This window comes from Buttiauxella cochleicola, assembly GCF_021283185.1.
Lineage (GTDB): Bacteria > Pseudomonadota > Gammaproteobacteria > Enterobacterales > Enterobacteriaceae > Buttiauxella > Buttiauxella massiliensis.
The window spans coordinates 95,977-117,097 of the sequence record NZ_JAJSOS010000012.1; the positions used below are offsets into that span (position 1 = coordinate 95,977).

At 49.9% G+C, this 21,121-nt stretch carries 13 protein-coding genes; 3 read left to right on the plus strand and 10 right to left on the minus strand.

The annotated features are described in order from the left end of the window. The first annotated feature begins 288 nt into the window (after positions 1–288). On the plus strand, positions 289–900 hold the full coding sequence (locus LVQ76_RS18120) for a lysozyme inhibitor LprI family protein (protein ID WP_232866115.1): 612 nt from the start codon (positions 289–291) through the stop codon (positions 898–900). A gap of 68 nt (positions 901–968) precedes the next feature. On the opposite strand, the gene der is transcribed toward LVQ76_RS18120, so the two are convergent. The 10 genes from der to LVQ76_RS18170 all read right to left on the minus strand — a co-directional run bounded on the left by der (position 969) and on the right by LVQ76_RS18170 (position 17,706). After that, complete coding sequence (gene der / locus LVQ76_RS18125) at positions 969–2,474, minus strand: ribosome biogenesis GTPase Der (protein ID WP_232866114.1); 1,506 nt, start codon at positions 2,472–2,474, stop codon at positions 969–971. A 122-nt stretch (positions 2,475–2,596) separates the two neighbouring features. Continuing rightward, a complete protein-coding gene (gene bamB / locus LVQ76_RS18130; RefSeq protein WP_232866112.1) occupies positions 2,597–3,778 on the minus strand; it encodes an outer membrane protein assembly factor BamB in 1,182 nt (393 codons plus the stop codon). Between the two features lie 10 nt (positions 3,779–3,788). Next, positions 3,789–4,409 (minus strand): YfgM family protein, encoded by a 621-nt coding sequence (locus LVQ76_RS18135; protein WP_232866110.1) that lies wholly within the window; start codon positions 4,407–4,409, stop codon positions 3,789–3,791. A 36-nt stretch (positions 4,410–4,445) separates the two neighbouring features. Beyond that, positions 4,446–5,720, minus strand: a complete 1,275-nt coding sequence (gene hisS, locus LVQ76_RS18140; RefSeq protein ID WP_232905020.1) for a histidine--tRNA ligase — start codon at positions 5,718–5,720, stop codon at positions 4,446–4,448. 117 nt (positions 5,721–5,837) lie between these two features. Continuing rightward, positions 5,838–6,959, minus strand: a complete 1,122-nt coding sequence (ispG, locus tag LVQ76_RS18145) for a flavodoxin-dependent (E)-4-hydroxy-3-methylbut-2-enyl-diphosphate synthase (RefSeq protein ID WP_232866109.1) — start codon at positions 6,957–6,959, stop codon at positions 5,838–5,840. A gap of 37 nt (positions 6,960–6,996) precedes the next feature. Further along, positions 6,997–8,013 carry a cytoskeleton protein RodZ gene (gene rodZ / locus LVQ76_RS18150; RefSeq protein WP_232905021.1) on the minus strand — a complete coding sequence of 339 codons (1,017 nt, stop codon included), beginning with the start codon at positions 8,011–8,013 and terminating at the stop codon, positions 6,997–6,999. A gap of 441 nt (positions 8,014–8,454) precedes the next feature. After that, on the minus strand, positions 8,455–9,621 hold the full coding sequence (rlmN, locus tag LVQ76_RS18155) for a dual-specificity RNA methyltransferase RlmN (RefSeq protein ID WP_151995793.1): 1,167 nt from the start codon (positions 9,619–9,621) through the stop codon (positions 8,455–8,457). 176 nt (positions 9,622–9,797) lie between these two features. Beyond that, complete coding sequence (gene ndk, locus LVQ76_RS18160) at positions 9,798–10,229, minus strand: nucleoside-diphosphate kinase (RefSeq protein ID WP_064513049.1); 432 nt, start codon at positions 10,227–10,229, stop codon at positions 9,798–9,800. A gap of 177 nt (positions 10,230–10,406) precedes the next feature. Continuing rightward, positions 10,407–12,728 carry a peptidoglycan glycosyltransferase PbpC gene (gene pbpC, locus LVQ76_RS18165; RefSeq protein WP_232922198.1) on the minus strand — a complete coding sequence of 774 codons (2,322 nt, stop codon included), beginning with the start codon at positions 12,726–12,728 and terminating at the stop codon, positions 10,407–10,409. Positions 12,729–12,741: 13 nt separating this feature from the next. After that, complete coding sequence (locus LVQ76_RS18170) at positions 12,742–17,706, minus strand: alpha-2-macroglobulin family protein (RefSeq protein ID WP_232922199.1); 4,965 nt, start codon at positions 17,704–17,706, stop codon at positions 12,742–12,744. Between the two features lie 321 nt (positions 17,707–18,027). Here LVQ76_RS18170 and LVQ76_RS18175 point away from each other — a divergent pair, with 321 nt between their 5' ends. Both LVQ76_RS18175 and LVQ76_RS18180 read left to right on the plus strand, forming a co-directional pair. Beyond that, positions 18,028–19,572, plus strand: a complete 1,545-nt coding sequence (locus LVQ76_RS18175) for a PTS transporter subunit EIIC (protein WP_232922200.1) — start codon at positions 18,028–18,030, stop codon at positions 19,570–19,572. Positions 19,573–19,583: 11 nt separating this feature from the next. Continuing rightward, a complete protein-coding gene (locus LVQ76_RS18180; protein WP_232905024.1) occupies positions 19,584–20,948 on the plus strand; it encodes a 6-phospho-alpha-glucosidase in 1,365 nt (454 codons plus the stop codon). The last annotated feature ends 173 nt before the right edge of the window (positions 20,949–21,121 follow it).

Genomic DNA, 21,121 nt, shown 5'->3' on the forward strand with positions numbered 1-21,121 from the left:
TTGTTCGCTAATGTGTTCTCTTTTATTAAGTAATACATAGAGAGGTTTGATGATGCAAGCTTTCAGGTGATTAAAAGCCGCTCGTTTAGAAAGGATATAGATAATGCATCATTTTTATATTTTTTGTTATGAATGCATTATCGTTTCATTAATAACAAAGTGATATTTCTTTGTGGGATTTTATATTGTATGAGTTATAGAACCACAATTATATGAGACCTTATTATATTTTACTTTTTATATTATAATCGTTAGTAAAATATCACTGCTTTGACCTAAGGTTTGATCATGAAAAAGTACACTCTCATTGCACTTGCCCTACTTCCTCTGGCTTCATTCGCCGCTCCGCCACAGGCATTCAATTTTAGCTGTGGGAAAACTACTGGCGTCTACAGCGACGGCAATGGTGGCGTTTGGGTTGATGGCAAAAAAGCAACGGTTAAACAGAGCAGCCCATCCTACTGGGAAGCAACCAGTGGAAAAACGGTTATCAGTATTGTGCGTTCAACAGAAGGTAATCCTGACATTTCTTTCACAGGCCCGAACCGTATCCATGGGGTCTGTTTAGCCGAGGATGAAGTGAGTTTTGCGCCTACTGCACAGAAGAAAACCCCAGCCAAAGCTGGCCCATCATTTTCTTGTGCTGCGGTAACTAAAGGCAGCATGGAAGATCTTATCTGCCAAAGCTCCACGCTATCAGCAATGGATCTTAAATTGACCGAAACCTACAAACAGGCGCTGGTAAAATCCCATAATAATTCAACGCTTAAAGCCGAGCAGCGTGGATGGATTAAAGGAAGAAATGAGTGCTGGAAGGAAGACGATAAAAACGCATGCCTTGCAGACTCTTATCAACAGCGTTTGAGTGAACTGCAAAGTAAGTATCAAATTAAGGAATAACGGTTATAAAAAAACCCGGTGTGAAAACCGGGTTTTTACTTTTCGTAAGCGGTTATCTCCGCAACAAATTATTTGCTTTTCTTGATGTGTTTAATCAAGCGCTGACGTTTACGCATCTGGTTCGGCGTCAGGGTGTTACGTTTGTTGGCAAACGGGTTCTCCCCTTCTTTGAACTGAATACGAATTGGCGTACCCATTACATCCAGCGATTTGCGGAAGTAGTTCATCAGATAGCGTTTGTAGGAGTCTGGCAGGTCTTTTACCTGGTTACCGTGAATCACAACGATTGGTGGGTTATAACCACCGGCGTGAGCATATTTCAGCTTAACGCGACGGCCACGTACCAACGGTGGCTGGTGATCTTCAGCAGCCATAGACATGATACGAGTCAGTAACGCCGTGCTTACGCGACGAGTAGAACTGTCATACGCTTCACGAACAGACTCAAACAAGTTGCCTACACCGCTACCGTGCAGCGCAGAGATAAAATGAACGCGAGCAAAGTCGATAAAACCAAGACGGTAATCCAGGGTCTCTTTAACTTGCTCTCTGACTTCGTTGCTCAGACCATCCCACTTGTTGACCACAATTACCAGTGAGCGCCCACTATTCAGGATAAAGCCGAGCAGAGAGAGATCCTGATCGGAAATACCTTCACGAGCATCAATTACCAGCAATACAACGTTGGCATCTTCAATCGCTTGCAGCGTTTTGATTACCGAGAATTTCTCAACGGTTTCAGTGATTTTCCCACGCTTACGTACACCTGCGGTGTCGATAAGAATGAATTCGCGCTCATCACGTTCCATTGGGATGTAGATGCTGTCACGGGTAGTGCCCGGCATGTCGTAAACCACAACGCGGTCTTCGCCAAGAATACGGTTAGTAAGCGTTGACTTACCTACGTTCGGACGGCCAACAATCGCCAGCTTGATGGGTAAATCGATAGGGTTGAAGGCTTCTTCTTCCTCTTCTTCTTCCATCTCGTCATCTTCAGACACAATGCCATGTTTAGCATTGAATGCAGCCCAATAGGCTGCATCTTCATCAATTTCTTCTTCCGGCTCACGCGGATTTTTTTCGTCAATGAAAGGAATCAGAACGTGTTCAAGCAGGGTTGTCACGCCACGGCCATGAGAAGCAGCAATAGGGTGAATCTCACCTAAACCCAGAGAGTAGAAATCAATAACCGCCTGGTCAGGGTCCATACCATCAGTTTTATTCGCTACCAGGAAGGTAGGTTTCTGACGTGAGCGCAGGTGTTTAGCAATAGCTTCATCGGCAGGCATCAGGCCTGCACGCGCATCAACCATAAACAGCACGACATCGGCTTCTTCAATCGCCAACAACGATTGTGCCGCCATATGCGTTTCAACGCCGTCTTCCGTGCCATCAATACCACCGGTATCAATAGCGATAAATTCGCGACCTTCCACTTCAGCACGACCATACTTGCGGTCGCGAGTCAGCCCCGGGAAATCCGCGACCAGCGCATCTCGGGTACGCGTCAAGCGGTTAAACAACGTGGATTTTCCGACATTAGGGCGCCCGACAAGCGCAACCACAGGTACCATGATTAAAACCTCATAACTCAAAATTCATCTTAAAACGACGTCAAATCACATCGTTTCTAAAAACAGGAAACGGCTCCTGGACTACCGGAACCGTTTCGCACTTAAAAATACTTCAGGCAAATTTAACGCTTGATAGCGTACAACGTACCGTCTTTCGCCTGAATCAACAGCTTGTCGCTGGCAACAACTGGCTCAGTCTGGAAGCCAGAACTGTCCACTTTTTGTTGAGCAACAAAGCGGCCATCGTCGGCATTGATCCAGTGCATATACCCTTCGCTGTCACCTACAACCAGATAACCGTTGTACAGAACAGGAGAGGTCAGATTACGGTGCAGCAGGTCGCTTTGCGTCCACAGCGTTACACCGCCATCAGCATTCAGAGCCACAACGCGGTCATTCTGATCGACAAGGAAAATACGATTCGCATCAACGATGAAGTCGTTTACTGAACCCAGTTCACGTTTCCACATCACCTGACCTGAACGTAAGTCCAGTGCAGTCAGGTTACCGTTATATGCCAGAGCATAGACCACACCATTAACAATGACAGGTGTGGTATCAACATCGCTCAAACGGTCAATTTCGGTAGCACCGGTTGCCTGAGAGATACGCTGTTGCCAAATAAGCTGACCTTGCTTCATTAACACAGCGCTAACGCGACCGTTATCACCGCCGACAATCGCAGCACCAAACGCTACTGCCGGTGCAGATTCACCGCGCAGAGAAAGTGCTGGCATATCCAGGTTGACGGTCCATTTCACTGCACCATCAGTTTCATCAAATGCCTGAAGCTGGCCATTGCTGGTGTGAACCAGAACTACACCGTCGCTGACCACAGGACGAGAAAGGACTTCGCCTGCAGCTTTACTTTGCCACGCAATACTACCATCAGAGGTGTTAAGCGCATAAACCTGCGCTTTCTCACTCCCAATGTATACGTGTGCACCATCAACTGTTACACCACCAGAAAGCAGTGCTGGCAGGTTGCTGGAGTAGAAGTTTGTCTTTTCAGACAGATCAACAGACCAGACTTCTTTACCATCATCCGCGTTAACGGCTTTAACGGTACCACGGCGGTCTGCGGCATAAATATTGCCGTCCTGCCATGCTGGATGCAGATTGGAATAGAAATCACCAATACCGCTACCAACGGAAGTACTCCATGATTTTTCAGGTTCAAACTGGTTTTCAACTGTCGGCAGTGGAGACATCTTTACCACGTCTTCTTCACCGCTAAACAGTGAACAACCGCTGAGCAGCGTCAGAGAAATCAGCCCTGGTACAAGTAGTTTACGCAATTGCATCGGGTCCCTCTTAGCTCGACAAATTATTAATTTTCATCTGCATCATTTCGCGCAGGGCTGGAGAAGCATCAGTTTGTGAGCCTTTGCTCCACGCATCGCGTGCACCTTGCTTGTCCCCTTTGCTGAGCAGCGCTTCACCGCGCAAATCAGCAACAATCGCTACCCAACCTTCGCCTTTAATGCTGTCGAGGGTTTTCAGCGCCGCATCAGATTGCTTTTGTTGTATTTGAATACGTGCCAGACGTGCGTTGATCAGCGCCTGCAAATTTGCATCGCTGGTGCTGCTCAGGCCTTGCTGCAATTGAGCTGCCGCTTTCGCCAGATCATTGTTATCAGCATACTTCTGAGCCAATTCCAACGACGCTAAAGCACCATATGTATTCTTTGTGCTGGCAGCGAATTTCTCTGCAGCACTCAGTGTTGCAGGTTGATCGGCACGCACAGCATCTGTCACAGTTTGATATTCGAGAGAAGAAGCCATCGAGCTTTCAACCTGATGACCGTTCCAGTAACGCCAACCAACCAGTGCGCCAATACCTAATACGACACCAACCACTAGCGCTTTGCCGTTTTCAGCAAAGAAGCGTTTTACTGCATCAACCTGTTCGTTATCGTTTTCGTAAATTTCCACGCAGTCCTTCTCCTTAACGATTTATCACCGGGGAAATTAACCCAGTAGCGCCTGCAAATGAGCGACCGCGTTTACTTGCTCAACGGTAGTTTGCTCACCTGTGCGCAGATCCTTCACGACGACCTGACCACTTGCAACTTCGGTTTCGCCCAGCACCAGAGCTACACAAGCGCCCCACTTATCAGCACGGACGAACTGCTTCTTGAAGTTGCCACCGCCATAGTTGGTCATCAGCTTAATAGCCGGGACCTGATCACGTAATTGCTCAGCTAACAGCATCGCTGCCGCTTGCGTTCCCTGACCTGACGATATCAGGTAAATATCGACAACAGATTCTGCTTTAAATTCCGGGTTGATAGCTTGAACCAGTAAAACAAGTCGTTCCAGACCCATGGCGAAGCCAACAGCAGGTGCCGCACGGCCCCCCAGTTGCTCGACCAAACCGTCGTAACGGCCACCCGCGCAAACGGTGCCTTGGGAACCCAGGCTGCTTGTCACCCATTCGAAAACGGTGCGGTTGTAGTAATCCAGACCGCGTACCAGGCGCTGATTCACGGTATACGCGATACCAGCAGCATCCAGGTATTGGCACAGCCCTGCGAAATGCTCACGGGACTCTTCGTCCAGATAGTCGCCAAGCGTCGGCGCATCATCCAGCAGAGCCTGAACTTCAGGATTTTTAGAGTCCAGTACGCGCAATGGGTTGCTGTACATGCGACGCTGACAATCTTCGTCAAGCTTCTCTTTATGCTGCTCCAGGAACGCGACCAGCGCATCACGGTAGTTAGCACGCGCTTCTAGCGAACCAATTGAGTTCAGTTCCAGACTTACGTGCTGGTCGATACCCAATGCACGCCACCAGCGAGCAGTCAGCATGATAAGCTCAGCATCAATATCTGGCCCTTGCAGACCAAATACTTCGACACCCAGCTGATTGAACTGGCGGTAACGCCCTTTTTGCGGACGCTCATGGCGGAACATCGGCCCGATGTACCACAAGCGCTGTTCCTGATTGTACAGAAGACCATGTTCGATACCGGCACGCACGCAGCCCGCGGTGCCTTCAGGACGCAGAGTCAGGCTATCGCCGTTGCGGTCCTCAAAGGTATACATCTCTTTTTCAACCACGTCGGTCACTTCACCGATTGCGCGTTTGAATAACGGGGTCTGCTCTACAATCGGCAAACGGATTTCACTGTAACCGTAGCTGCCGAGCACCTGTTTCAGAATGCCTTCAATGCGCTGCCAAATGGCGGTTTCGCCAGGCAGGTAATCGTTCATGCCGCGGATGGCTTGAATGTTTTTTGCCACGTTTATTCTCTACCGAATTTATACAAAAAATGAACCCGAAATCAGACTGCTTGCTTTAGCAAAACGTCTGGCGGGTTCAATCATACACGGGAAGCCGAATGCTTCCCATGTTTCGCTCTATTTTTCCAACTGCTGGATACTAATCCGCTGCGATTCATCAAGCATGGAAGCCTTGGCACGAATACGCGCTTCAAGCTGCGCAATCATGTTTTCGTTATCCATTCGCTCGCGCTGACGCACACCGTCTTCGTAGAAACCACTCATTTTGTGGCCACCGGTCACGCCCAAAGTGGAAACCAGCGCTTCGCCCGGCCCGTTCACCACACAACCAATAATTGAAACATCCATTGGCGTGATGATGTCTTCCAGGCGCTCTTCGAGAGCGTTCACGGTACCAATAACATCGAACTCCTGGCGTGAACACGTTGGGCAGGCGATAAAGTTAATACCGCGAGCACGGATTCGCAAAGATTTCAGAATGTCGAAACCGACCTTGATCTCTTCAACCGGATCGGCAGCCAGTGATACGCGCAGCGTGTCACCGATGCCTTCGGAAAGCAGTAAGCCGAGGCCAATCGCCGATTTCACTGATCCGCTACGCATGCCGCCAGCTTCGGTGATCCCAAGATGCAGCGGTTGATCAATTTGCTTAGCCAGTAAACGATAGGATTCAACCGCCAGAAAAACGTCGGAGGCTTTTACGCTCACTTTGAACTGATCAAAGTTGAGACGATCCAGATGATCGACATGACGCAGCGCTGATTCTAACAACGCCTGGGGCGTTGGCTCGCCATACTTCTCTTGCAGATCTTTTTCCAGCGATCCGGCGTTAACACCGATACGGATCGGAATATTTTTATCCCGGGCACAATCTACAACGGCGCGAATACGCTCTTCGTTGCCAATGTTGCCAGGGTTGATGCGTAAGCAATCGACGCCATACTCAGCAACTTTGAGGGCGATACGATAGTCAAAATGGATATCAGCGACCAACGGGACGTTGACCTGCTGTTTGATGAGCTTGAACGCTTCTGCTGCGTCCATTGTTGGCACGGATATACGAACGATATCTGCCCCAACTCTTTCTAAGGCTCTAATCTGGTTAACAGTAGCTTCAACATCCGTAGTACGGGTGTTGGTCATAGACTGAACGGCGATCGGTGCCCCGTCGCCGATTGGCACATTCCCTACGTAGATCCGCTTGGATTTTCTACGTTGAATTGGGGCTTGATTATGCATTATAAATCTCCACAATTACGCGTCATGCTGGCTGCGATTATTCAGCACTTACTGTCAGACGTGCAACCTGGCTAGTTCTGATAAAGCGACTCAAATCGACAGGTTTACCCTGGAATTGAATCTGAACCGCAGCTGGAGCACCAATTTTCAACTTATACGGTGCCTGACCGGCTAAATTCAAATTGCCATCTTTACGCTGCATACCGCTGAACAATTTCTTGCCGGTTGCGTCAGTCACTTCAAGCCAGCAATCGGCGTTAAAGTTCATCACTAATGCATTCGGGTCAGCTGCAGGAGCCGTAGTCACAGCAGCCTGATCGGTAGGGAGTGCGGCATTTTGCGCCGGAGCCGTTGGTGTTGCAGTGGCTTGCGCATTATCTACAGGTGCCTGGCTTGGTGCCACTACTGCGGAAGAATCCGCTGTAGTGGTTTGCTGAGCCGTTGCTGCCGGAGCCTGATTTGATGCTGAGTCAGTCACTGGAGCAGGCTGCGATGCCGCTGGAGTCTGCACAGGTTGCTGTGCAGAAGTATCAGCAGTAGATGAATCGCTGGTAGTTAAAGGTACTGACTGAGAGTTGCTGTTGCTGGCAGAAAGTTCAGCTGAAGATTGATCGGCCATAGTCGAAATCTCTTCCTGCTGCGCTTTGTGGTTTTGCCACCACCATGCACCTGTCAGGCCGACAACGACAAACAACACGAGCCAGGTAAAGCTCATCAGCCAACCGTCACGTTTCTTACGGCGTTTCCCCAGTGAAAAACTTTGCATCGGAGCCACTTTAGCAGCCCTGATAGGTGCCTGTTTTTCCATCATTGGCAACAGTTCTTCTTCCGGAATACGCACAAGACGTGCATAAGAACGGATATAACCACGCAGGAAGGTAGACGCTAACTCGGCAGGTGCCTTGTCATCTTCAATATCCCGAACGGTAGAAACTTTCAGGCACAGGCGTTCGGCCACGGCTTGTTGGCTAAGACCGAGTTCTTCACGGGCAACACGTAAACGTTCACCCGTGGTTTTTTCTGCATTTGATTCGTGAGTGGCTTCAGTATTCATTAGCTACAATTGCTGGGACTGTTCGATTGAGGAATTAGGCAGGAGTCTTGTAGCACAGCGTTTCCGCTTGACCACGCACTCCCGCTTCGCGAAACAAATCTGTGTTCTGGAAGGTAAAACTCCAGACAACATAACATTCAGCTCAAACTACTTGTTCACATAAATATGCTGCATTTTGTGAACGACTTAATCACTGATGAGTTAACCATAGACACCATTTTTAATGTTGTCAGTCAATTGCGACCAGCGATGGCTTAAATAGATGCGCCTAAACTATTGTTGTACCGTTACATACTGCCTTAAAGTACGGTGAAACGCACCGTAATTATTAATCTTAAAGTCACTAGCCAAACTTGCATAACTGCAAGATATAACTATGTGTTTTTAGAACCCCGCAGCATCACTGCCACAGGGTTCTTATCTGACTAGCGCAATAGTTTATCAGACTGCTTTAACATCAATAGGTTCACCTTGCATACGCTTACGTAACGTACGTTTGGTGCGGTCAATCACTTCGCCAGCCAGCTGACCACAAGCCGCGTCAATATCATCGCCACGCGTTTTACGCACGATGGTAGTGAAGCCGTAACTCATTAATACTTTTGAGAAACGGTCGATACGGCTGTTGGAGCTACGGCCATATGGTGCCCCAGGGAACGGGTTCCATGGGATCAAGTTAATTTTACATGGCGTATCTTTCAGGCATTCTGCCAATTGATGCGCATGCTCAGTACCATCGTTGACGTGATCCAGCAGAACGTATTCCACAGTGACACGGCCCTGATTGGCGTTGGATTTCTCCAGATAACGACGCACAGAGGACAGGAAAGTCTCGATGTTGTACTTTTTGTTGATTGGCATAATCTGGTCGCGAATTTCGTCGGTCGGAGCATGCAGAGAAATGGCTAATGCCACATCAATCATGTCGCCCAACTTATCCAACGCCGGAACCACACCTGAAGTAGAAAGCGTAACGCGACGTTTGGAAAGCCCGAAACCAAAGTCATCAAGCATGATTTCCATTGCTGGAACCACGTTGTTGAGATTCAGCAACGGTTCACCCATGCCCATCATCACGACGTTGGTAATAGGACGTACGCCAGTTTTCTTTTGCGCGCCGATAATTTTCGCCGCACGCCATACCTGACCGATGATTTCAGAAACACGCAGGTTACGGTTGAAGCCTTGCTGAGCTGTTGAGCAGAATTTACATTCCAGAGCACACCCAACCTGGGAAGAAACGCACAGTGTGGCGCGGTCTTCTTCAGGGATATACACCGTTTCAACGAGCTGGTCAGCTATGCGGATTGCCCATTTAATGGTGCCATCGGCAGAACGCTGTTCTTCGGCAACTTCAGGAGCGCGGATTTCAGCGACTTCTTTAAGTCTGTTACGCAGAACTTTGTTGATGTCAGTCATTTCATCGAAGTCATCACTGCAATAGTGATACATCCATTTCATGACCTGATCGGCGCGGAATGGTTTTTCGCCCATTTCGGCAAAGAACTCACGCAGTTGCTGGCGGTTAAGGTCCAACAGGTTAATTTTTTCGGACTTGTTGGAAACGACTGAAACTGGTGTCTCAGGAGTGACAATTTGCTCTGACATAATTTCTTCCGGCCTCGTTGTTACACGTTACGGCCCCAGGTGGGTTAAAAAGATACGCCCCGAAGAGCAAGCTCATCCGGGGCGTAGCATTGTACAAATTCTATGGCACAGAAGCCATGGCTGAAAGCGACGTACATACAAATAAAATGTAACTGTCGCTTAACAGTTAATGCTTATTAGCGAGTGCGTGGGCAAACTTCGCCTTCCGCGAAGAAATAAGCGATTTCACGCGCAGCAGATTCAGCAGAATCAGAACCGTGAGTGCCGTTTTCGGTGAAGCTGTCAGCGTAATCTGCACGCAGAGTACCAGCCAAAGCGTTAGCCGGATTTGTTGCACCCAGGATGTCACGGTGACGCTGAACGGCATTTTCGCCTTCCAGTACGCTAACCATGATTGGGCCGGAAGTCATGAATGCAACCAGACCGTCGAAGAAAGGCTTGCCTTCGTGCTCAGCATAGAAACCCTGAGCCTGTTCAGAAGTCAGGTGCAGCATTTTTGCACCAACAATCTTAAACCCTGCGGACTCAAAACGAGCATAAATATTACCAATAACGTTTTTTGCCACCGCGTTTGGTTTGATGATGGAAAAAGTACGTTCAATAGCCATGATTACCTCTGTGTCTGTTCTGTTTGCCCGGACCCTGTAGGGATTACCGGTTATGATTTGGCGCCGATTATAATGAGCAAGTCTCGCGTTGCCTATGGATGCGGGTAACATTTTTTTAAAATAAGATGAATATCGGCAACATTTTTAAGGCAAACGCCTAAAAATTAGACTAATGCTCTACTGCAATACAAAATGAGCCGCGGCAATCTGCCCAGCTTCATCAAGAACCAAAACCTGGTACGCTCCCGGTTTATCCAGATTTAGTGCGATTCCGCTAATATTTCCATTGACCGGTTCACCGTTCAAAAACCACCAGCGATCGCCCTGTCCTCCCTGAGCACTTAAACGAAGCGGTAAACGCAACTCACCGGGAAGACGCTTCAAAATAGCGCCCTCGCGAACCCCTAACAACAATAAAGGCGTAACTTCATCTTTCTGCTGGGGCGGGCATTGTTCTGACACTTCCGGCAAACGGGCCGTACGTCTTTCACTTATCGGTAACCATGGTTCAAGCGGTAGCGGCCACAAAGAGATAATCTGCTGTCTGGCTCCCGAGCAATCAGCAGCCACGCGTTTTCCCTGTTCATCTAACCAGATGACCTTTCTTAACCCCTGTATCCCTTCCTGGCCCGGTGCTTCAAGCGTGGGCGGCTCGCTGTTATCGAGTAACCAGCCCGTTAATCTGCGCCGACAATTACGGTCTGTGGCTGGCAAGTTCTGCCCACCCGGCCAGCAAATTTGCCCTTCGGAAACAGAAGGCGGACGAGGGTCAACCGGCAGACGCGCCTGCTGCACCGCGGAACTGGCTTGTAGTAAGTTGTTAACCTGATTAAGTAGCGGTACAGCACTTCCTAAGCCAAACTGCCCCGCAACCGGTGTGCTATCCGGGCGCCCTGTCCAGATACCAATCACATAACGTGGATTAATTCCAACTGCCCACGCATCTCGATATCCATAACTGGTGCCTGTTTTCCAGGCTAAAGGCACGATTGCTGGCAATGTGGCATCGGGCTGCGGCTGCGCCTCTCCCGCAAGAATGCGGCGAATAATCCAGGCAGCACCAGCCGACATCAAGGGGCGTTCGACTAATGGTTGCTCTGGCTGTAAACGTAACTGCGCGGCTCGACCATGGCGAGCAAAAGCGCTATATGCGGCGACAATCTGATCAAGACGCGCACCGCCGCCGCCAAGGATCAGCGAGAGATTAGGTTCACTGCCTTGCGGGAAGCGCAAATCCAAACCAATGTTCCGCAATTGCGCGGCAAAACGTTTAGGGCCGTACGCTTCTAGCACCTGAACTGCCGGGAGATTAAGCGAACGCACCAACGCTTCACTCATACTCACCGGGCCATGAAAACCGGTATCAAAATTCCCTGGCCGATAATCACCAAAGCGGCGCGGCACGTCCTGTAACAATGACGTGGCGTGAATCAGCCCATCATCCAGCGCCAGACCATAAACAAAGGGTTTCAGCACCGATCCGGGCGAACGAATGGCAGTCACCATATCGACGTGCCCGAAACGGCTTTGATCGGTGATATCGGCTGAACCTACCCAGCCACGCACTTCCATCGTGGTGTGATCGACGACCAGTATCGCCATTGATGAGCGAGGCGGGAGCTGAGCTTTCCAGTTGAGTGCCAGTTCTTCCAACTGGCGCTGCAATGGCGCATCGAGCGTCGTCGTTATTTTCTGATCTTTGCTGCGATTCACCAAATAGCGTGAAAGCAACGGGGCCAATTGCGGCATTTGCCGTGGCACCAGCCATACCGGTTCTTCGAGAGATTCTTTTACCTGCTGTGGCTCCCAGACGGCTTGCTCAGCCATACGCATAAGAACTTTGTTACGTGCGGCTTGAGCTCTCTCAGGCCAGCGATCCGGGCGCAAACGGCTTGGTGCTTGCGGAAGAACCGCCAGTAAAGCGGCTTCAGCATAACTCAGGTGTTGCGGGGATTTTCCGAGGTAAACCCAACTGGCAGCCCCCACTCCCTGTAACGTCCCGCCAAACGGTGCGCGGTTAAGGTAGAGCGTGAGAATTTGTTCTTTCGATAGATGCCATTCGAGTTGCAAAGCGCGCCAAACCTGGCGGATTTTACCCCCAAATGTACGAGGGTGCGGGTCAAGCAAGCGGGCGACTTGCATCGTCAATGTACTGCCACCGGAAATCACTTTGCCGCTAAGCAAATCCTGCCCGGCTGCACGCAAAATCGATAGAGGATTAATTCCCGGATGATCCCAGAACCAGCGATCTTCATAGTTGATTAAGGCTTCGAGATAACGAGGTGAAACATCGTTTAACGTAACCGGATAGCGCCAGATCCCGTTCTCATCAGCGAAACGCCACAATGGAGTACCATCAGCCGCGACGACAACTCGAGCGGGATTAGCCTGAGAAAGCGGCAGCGGCCAAAGCTTGTCTGCCAGCCAAATCCCCAGACATAAAATAATTGGCAGCACCACCAGGAAATAGCGATGCCGCCAGCGAAATGGCTTTAGCATTTTGCCTTGCCAGTTACGGATGAACAGTCAGCATGCCGGTGCTGGTTCCTGTTGCCCGCCACTGAGGTACATACATCGACTCCACTTGCGAAACCGGCACGTTATAGCTTCCCGGAGTCACAGCGCGAGCAAGATAAACCAGGGTCGCATGCTGCCCTTCATTGAGCGGTAACGCGGCAACAAAGCGATCGTCACGGAACTCCATATGCTGGATATCCGCCTGCTGCATCTGGGTTAACAGACCCTGAACCTGGCTATCACTGTCACTCAGGTTGGCGCTGCTTTCAGAAAGGTTCTGGTTTTCCAACTCAAGCCCGGCAGGCAACAAATCGACCACCAGTGCATCAGGCACATTTTTATCTGCCCATACATCCAGCCAGACCATCACCAGTTCACCACTTTTCAATTCTGACAACGACTTGCTGTTGCCTTTCGCATCAAGGAAATGGCGCTCAATATGCAACACGTTGCTGTAAGGCGCTGGAGCCTGCTGCGGAAAACCAACCGTATCCAATCGAAGATAGAGATTACCCGTCCCGGTATTAGTAATCTGTAGGCCAGCGAGTTGTTCAGCGGACAAATTACGAGTCACTGATTGAGTACCCGATAATGAATCGGTTGCAAAAGATACCTGTGACTGCCAATCCCCTTTCGCCGTTTGCCAGTTGCGACCCGCCAGGAACAACGCATTACTTTCCTGCGTGGAAAGCCAGCGCTGGCTGTATGCAAGATTAGAGAGGTCCATCAGCAATTGATTCTGCTGTTCTGGTAGCAATTTGTTCTCTTCCAGCAGGCTCAGCATCATCGCTTTGTCACGCAACTCACTGCCATAATCTGCCATCCAGATACGCTCGTCGCTACGACTGGTTTGCAAACCTAACTTGATAGCTTCATCGCCTCGTGGTGCGTCCCCCATCAACTTCAATGCCACACCAAGTTGTACCAGCGGTAAGCCTGCACGAGCGCTGCTATGGCGCAACCAAAGTTCACGCAAGGCACCCAATGGCGCTTTTTGCTGACGGGCTAATACCTGAGCGGCGTACGCTTGAACAGCAAATTTACTGGCAGCAGCATCATCGCTGTAGCGTAAAGCGATAACTCCGGAATCCTGGAGATAACGTAGCAGGCGCTGGTTAGCTTTATTTAGCGAATCAGTATTAACGCTATAACCCTGCTCACTCGCACGAACAAGGAAATCGGTCACATACGCTGTTAGCCAGTATTCTTCTGGCCCTTCTTTATCCCATAGCCCAAAACTGCCGTTGTCGCGTTGCATATCCAGCAGGCGAGCAATCCCCAGGTCGATTGCAGCGCGGCGCTGTTCATCGCTAGTTCCTGTAATACCCAGAGCTGCTAACTGTGCCTGGTTGGTATAAAGCGACGGGAACAACCCACTAGTCGTCTGTTCCAGGCAGCCATATGGATAGGCTTTCAGTTCACGAATATAGCGGGCGAGGTTTAGCGGCGGCCGACCACTCAATAGCAACTGGCCTTCAAGTGTTGCTGGTGCCAGGCCGGAAATATGCTGCGGTGGAATATCCCACACTTCACCCGCTGCAAGCACCGCACCACTGTTGATGTTTTGCGCCGGGAACGGAGGACGGACACCTAATTTCCACTGTTTTTGCTGTGCGGCAAAAGTTTCACCCGGCAAGCTAAGCCCAGTAATTTGTGCTGTTAATTCCCCATCACCGAAACCGTCCAATGCACGAACCGGAATAAACACGGTTTTACGCGCACCTGGTAATAACGTCACGGATTGCACTGAAGCAGAGTTCAGCGCAATCAAGCCGGTAGTTTTCAGGTTAATACTGAGTTGTTGAGGTTGGTCTGTCAGGTTGGTGAGATCCATAGCCAGGCGGCTGCTGTCTCCACTGGCCATAAAGCGTGGTGCTGCAAGTTCAGTAACCAGCGGAGCCGCAACAACAACTTTTTCCTCACTGTTACCAAAATGGTCATCGGTCCAGGCTTGCGCCATTACCCGTAGCTCACCATTAAAATCACCAATAGGGAGCGTGACAGTACCTTCACCCTTTTCATCCAGTTGTACAGGTTGAGCTTGCTGAGCAATGATAGTGACATGGTTTACCGGCTTTTTACCGCCACGGCTTAATTCGTCACCTTCATCGCCATCACCACCAAAACGTAAAGCTGCAAGCCGCCCTTCACCCTCAATAACCTGGCCATAGATATCGTATAAATCCGCTCCATAACGTTTACGGCCAAAGAAGGCTTCCCACGGATCTGGGGTTTTATAGTCGGTAATATTCAGTACGCCGCTATCAACAGCTGAAACCAGCACATGAATTTGCTTTGGCATTTCACCGTTAATCGGCTTGGTTTTTACTTTTACCGTGAGGTTTTGATTCGGACGCATTTTGGCTGGTGCTTCTAAAGAAAGCGCCAGTCTGCGACTTTCATCTCCCAGTGGCAGATGCAAAATCCCAACAGAACGTTTTGGCGTGGAGGCGCGGCTCTTATCCCCAGGTCGAATAACAAGCGTGCTGAGATAGAGATCATGCCGCTGCCAACTTTTATCGACCGGAATCGCGATATCCAGACCTTTCTCCGGAACATCAATTTCTTTCCACCACAGCGGGCCATCGCTGGATTCAACCATTGCATAGCCTTTGCCAGCCGCCGGAGCAGAAATATGCAGATTGATGGTGTCACCAGGCTTATAACTCGGTTTATCAATTTTCAGCGTTACACGGTCAGGGCGCACAGCCCCCTCTCCATCGCTGTTGTCCTGCCAGCTGTAGCCTGCCCAAAAGCGAATGCTGCTGACGATATTAGTGTCAGGATCGCGAACTTCCAGACGGTAGGAACCCCACTCAACCGGGAAAGCCACTTTGCCCGTTTCACCTGCGGCAAGATCCAGTTTTTGTTCAGCCTCTACGAGATCTTTCTGATCGTATTGCGACTGCCAGCCCTGGCCCTCTTCCCAGTTCCAGAAGTAATCCCGACGTTCGCGAATTAAACGCACATCAAGACCAGAAACCGCCAGTTTCTCACCTTTAGCATTGGCATAAACAATATCAAAACCAGCGTTCGTGTCCTCGTCGACTATCGGTTGGATTCGTGTGCTGTCAGTGCGGTAATCGTAGATTTCTTTACTAGCAAATTGAGGACGAATGCCTGGCAGTGCTTCAGCAGGCCAGATAGCTTGCTCAGCACGGCGTGTTACCGGACGGCCACCTGATTCCAGCAAGCTGGCTTGCAGCACCAGCCGTAACGGAGAGTGAACATCTGCCCATTGGCTATCGGTGCTTACCGTTGTTTTGCCTTGTTCATCAAGCTGAAGCTGAACCTCATCAAGATTTCGGGTGAGGTTTTCCTCGTTGATGTCGCCAAACTGGAAACCTGGTAAGGACGATACAGCTTCACGTAATGGACGCAGGAACAATTGCCCTTGCAAGCTGTTCCCCGAGGCTGGTGCACCATAGAGATACCGCCCGGCAATCTGGAAGCTCACAGACTCATCAGGGCCAATGGATTGCGATTGGTTTGTGATGTTCAGAGCCATACGCTCCGGCATGAAGTCTTCAACTTTAAAAGCCCAAATACGTGGCTGGTTATCACCCGTATTTACACGCACTTGCCAATTACCCGTTTGTGCATCCTGGCTTAGCGGATAACTGAACTGATATAAGCCATTTTCTGATTTCCAGACCTGCGTTCTGGCGACTTGACCATCAGGTTTTACAACTTCCAGTTTTACTGGCTGCGCTGGTAATACCTTCCCATCACTATCACGTAACAATGCATTCAACAGTACTGTTTCCCCAGGGCGGTAGAGATCCCTCGGGCCAAACATAAACAGCTCCTTACTGAAACCGGGTTCTCCAGCAATGTTAAACTCGGCCAGATCCAGCGCCGGGCGGTTTAAGTCCAGCATCGTAGTCTGCTCGCTTGTTCTCGCCAGCAACAACGTGCCTTTTTCTATTTTTTCAAGCACCGCGTGACCATCGCCATTACTCTTAGCCTGTGCCAGCGTGTGCCCTTTTTCATCAAGCAACGTGATTTCGACATTTGATTGTGCAGCACCATTTTCAAGGCTTTGAGTAAACACATCCAGGCGGTCATGGTAACGATGCGCTGACACCCCGATATCACTCAAAGTAAACAACGTTGCCGCGTTACTGTAACTGTAATGCCCCGCCTGATTCATAATCGCGATATAAACGCCTGGCTGTTGCAGCGGTTTAATCTCGCCTAACGGTAGCAATAGTTTTTCACGGGTATTACGCGCAGGATTAAGATCGAACCTGCCGCTGTAAACTAAGTCAGCAAGTTTTAATAAATTGTCTGATTCCCAATTAGATACTGAGTTTCGGTATTGCCACTGGCTAATAAAGGAACCTAGTGATTCACTTTTTATGCGGTAGAAATTGACATCAATTTTATCGACGTTGAGCGCCATGACCGGTAAACCGGCAATAACTTTAGTGGGAAGTAATGACCCCCGGCTGGCAAAACCAACGCTCGGTTGAATATCACGGGTTGAAATTTGCTTCTCAAAATTACTATCGAATGTCGCTTTATTGAGCGCAAGCAGCCCACTATCAACGGTCAAAATCAGTTCACGTTTCGGCTCGAGATGGCGTAAACGCAATTCTTTAAGGTCGGCTGAAAGCTCCCACGCGCCATCAACTTTCCCACTGGTTTTATCGACTAAATGCGCCACCCGGGAGAAGTCCTGGTTGGGATCTAAAGGGATAGAGAATGTGAGGACCAACGTGCTTGCGCCATCAAGCTGTACTTCAGAGGCATCAAGCAATTTCAGCTGCTTGCCCGCAGAATCCTTCGCCAGTTTTTCGAGCTGCGAGGCATCAGGCTTAACAGGGGCAGCAACCTGTTGCTGAGCGGAAGTTTCGCTCTTCGCCACCGGTTTTGATTTGTCGTTATTGTCACAGCCCGTAAGCGCCAATGCAGCCATTAGCGTTGCAGCCAGTCCTACCAGACGAATTGATCTCATTTTTATCCCTGGCCGATAAGGCCCATTAAATCACCAAGTTCTACAACTATTATGCGGGTTCATCAGAAAAACGAAAGTATCCAAATTCTGCATTGCGTACTCACTCGCAAAGGGAAGCTGGCATCGTGCAACGGTTTCATCAGTAAACCGTGTCAAAGTGCAAGCGCGATCACAGCCTGAAAGGTTACATGTTACCTTCTGAGTCATTTGTTTTTAAAACAATAAGATAGATGGATCGCATGCCTTTTTCCTTGCTACATTTCGCTCTGAGTCGCTGCCTCAACGCGGTGTTTAGCCAAAGTGATAATAAGAGATTGCTAAATGAAAAGTGCCGTTAACGCTCTACAAAACTTCGGAAAATCACTCTACGGGCCTGTGCTTATTTTACCCATCGTCGGTTTATTTATCGCGTTTGGTAATGTATTGGGCAATGGCAACCTGGCCGAATATTTACCGTTCCTTGGCCATTCCTCTATTCAACACACGGGCGTTCTCATCTCCAAATCAGCGGTATCGGTTTTGGCGAACCTGGCGCTGGTATTTGGCGTCGGCATCCCCATTGGTCTGGCGGCCAAAGACAAAGGATATGCTGCATTAATTGGTCTGGTTACTTTTATCGTATTTATTAATGCGATGAACGTAACGTTACAGCTTCAAGGCGAACTGGCTCCTGCCGACCAAATGCGTGCCGCAGGGCAAAGCATGGTGTTGGGTGTCCAGGTGCTTGAGATGGGCGTTTTCGCTGGGATCCTCACAGGCGCACTATCGGGATACTTATACAACCGCTATTCCAGCGTACAGTTTTCTGGTGCGATGGCGATTTACTCCGGTCACTGTTTTGTCGCCATTATTATGCTGCCGGTTTCAATGTTACTCGGCGTAGTGATGAGCGAACTCTGGCCGTTTGCTCAACATGGCATCAGCGCACTGGCGCTGGCGATTAAAGGTGCCGGGGCGTTTGGCGTAGCCATCTACGGTTTCCTGGAACGCATTCTGGTACCAACGGGCCTGCATCACCTTGTTTATACCCCATTCCTGTATACCGAATTAGGCGGTACGGCCGATGTTTGCGGCAATATTTACCAGGGCGCGCGCAATATTTACTTTGCAGAAATGGCCTGCCCGAGCGTGCATCAACTGAGCAGCACTGTGGTGTGGGACGCCCGTGGAATCAGCAAAATGTTCGGCCTCCCTGCGGCAGCACTCGCCATGTATATGACGGCGAAACCCGAACGCAAAGCTGCGGCCAAAGCGATTCTCATCCCGGCTGCGCTGACATCCATGCTGGTTGGGGTCACGGAGCCACTGGAGTTTTCCTTCCTGTTTGTCGCCCCATTGTTGTTTGGCGTGCATGCGGTACTGACCGGCATCGGCATGATGCTGTTCTATTTGCTGGGCGTTCACGCCATCGGTGCCAACGGTATTATCGATTTCATTCTCTATAACCTGCCGCTTGGCACTGAAAAATCCAACTGGCCGATGTATATCGCCGTCGGGCTGACGATGTCGGTTATCTATTTCCTGGTGTTCCGCTTCCTGATTCGTCGTTTCGATATGAAAACACCAGGCCGTGAAAGCGATGAAGAAGAGACAAAACTGTATAGCAAACAAGAATATCAAGCCAAAGGCAGCAATGATGGCTTGGGTGAAGCGATTGTCGAAGGCCTCGGTGGCCGCGCGAATATTGAAGTGGTCGACAACTGTTACACCCGTCTGCGCGTTACGGTACGCGATGTGTCAATTATCGATGAACCCCGCCTCAAATCAACGGGTGCGAAAGGGGTGATTAAACAAGGTAATAACGTTCAGGTGGTCTACGGGCTGCATGTCAAAAAAATGCGTGAAGCAGTAGAGACGTTTCTCTAAAGGAGTCAATGATGTTTAAACCCCCATTTATTTTGTCCATTGCCGGTGGCGGAAGTACTTACACGCCGGGCATTGTTAAAAGCCTGATGGTGCGCCTGGCCGATTTCCCGTTATCTGAAATTCGCCTTTACGATATTGATGGCGAGCGCCAGTCAGTCATTGCTCCGGTGGTTGAGAAAGTCATTCGCGACCATAGCCAAAGCATAAAATTCACTGTTACTACAGACCCGGAAGTGGCGTTTAGTGGTGCCCATTTTGTCTTCGCACAAATGCGCGTTGGGCAATACAAGATGCGTGAGCAGGATGAAAAAATCCCACTACGCCATGGTGTGGTTGGGCAAGAAACCTGCGGGCCAGGCGGGCTGGCATATGGTTTGCGCACCATTTTGCCGATGGTCGAGTTATGTGATTTTGTTGAGCGTTACGCCCATCAAAAAGCGTGGATTGTGAACTATTCCAACCCGGCGGCAATTGTTGCTGAAGGGGTTCGCCGTCTGCGCCCGAAAGCTCGCGTTTTAAATATTTGCGATATGCCGGTTGCGGCAATGCGCAATATGGGTGCCATCCTCGGAGTTGATCGCCACAAGCTCGAAGTTGATTACTTCGGCCTGAACCATTTCGGCTGGTTTACCCGCGTGCTGGTTGATGGTGAAGACCGCCTGCCAGAGCTGCGTCGCCATATCGCTAAGTTTGGCCTGCTGACAGAAGATGCCGCGCAAACCGATCCGCAGCATTCCGACCCGTCATGGGTGAAAACCTGGCGTCACATTAAGCCGATTATGGACCATTTCCCGGAATATCTGCCGAACCCGTATTTGCAGTATTACCTGATGCCAAACGATATCGTTGAGCACCAAAACCCTGATTACACTCGTGCCAACGAAGTGATGGATGGGCGCGAGAAGAAACTGTTTTCTGCCGCCGCTGAATATAAGCAAACCGGGATTTTGCCTGACGCATTCCATGTCGGCGTACACGGTGCCTTTATTGTTGATGTCGCCTGTTCACTGGCCTTTGATTTACGCCAGCGCCATCTGGTGATTGTGGAAAACAAAGGGGCGATTGCAAACCTGCCTTATGACGCAATGGTTGAAGTCCCAGCTTATATCACTTCAGAAGGGCCAGAACCGGTACGCATGGGTGCGGTTCCTCTGTTCCACCAGACATTGTTGATGCAGCAGTTAGCCTCTGAACAACTGCTGGTTGAAGCGACCATCGAAGGCAGTTACGAGAAGGCATTACAGGCGTTTACGCTTAACCGCACCGTGCCAACCATGCAGCATGCGAAAGCGATTCTCGACGATATGATTGAAGCCAATCGCGATTACTGGCCGAAACTACAACAAGCATGGAAAGATGGCGAAAAAGTGGTTTAGTTTTGTGATGTAACCTAAATAATTCAAGTTGCAGGTAGGCGGCAAGGGAGCTTATCCCCAGTCACTTACTTAAGTAAGTGACTGGGGTAAGTGAGCGCAGCCAACACCCCTGCAGCTTGAAGTCTGACGGGTATAAATACGAGACACCTCGCAGCGGTGGATATGGTTGCTTG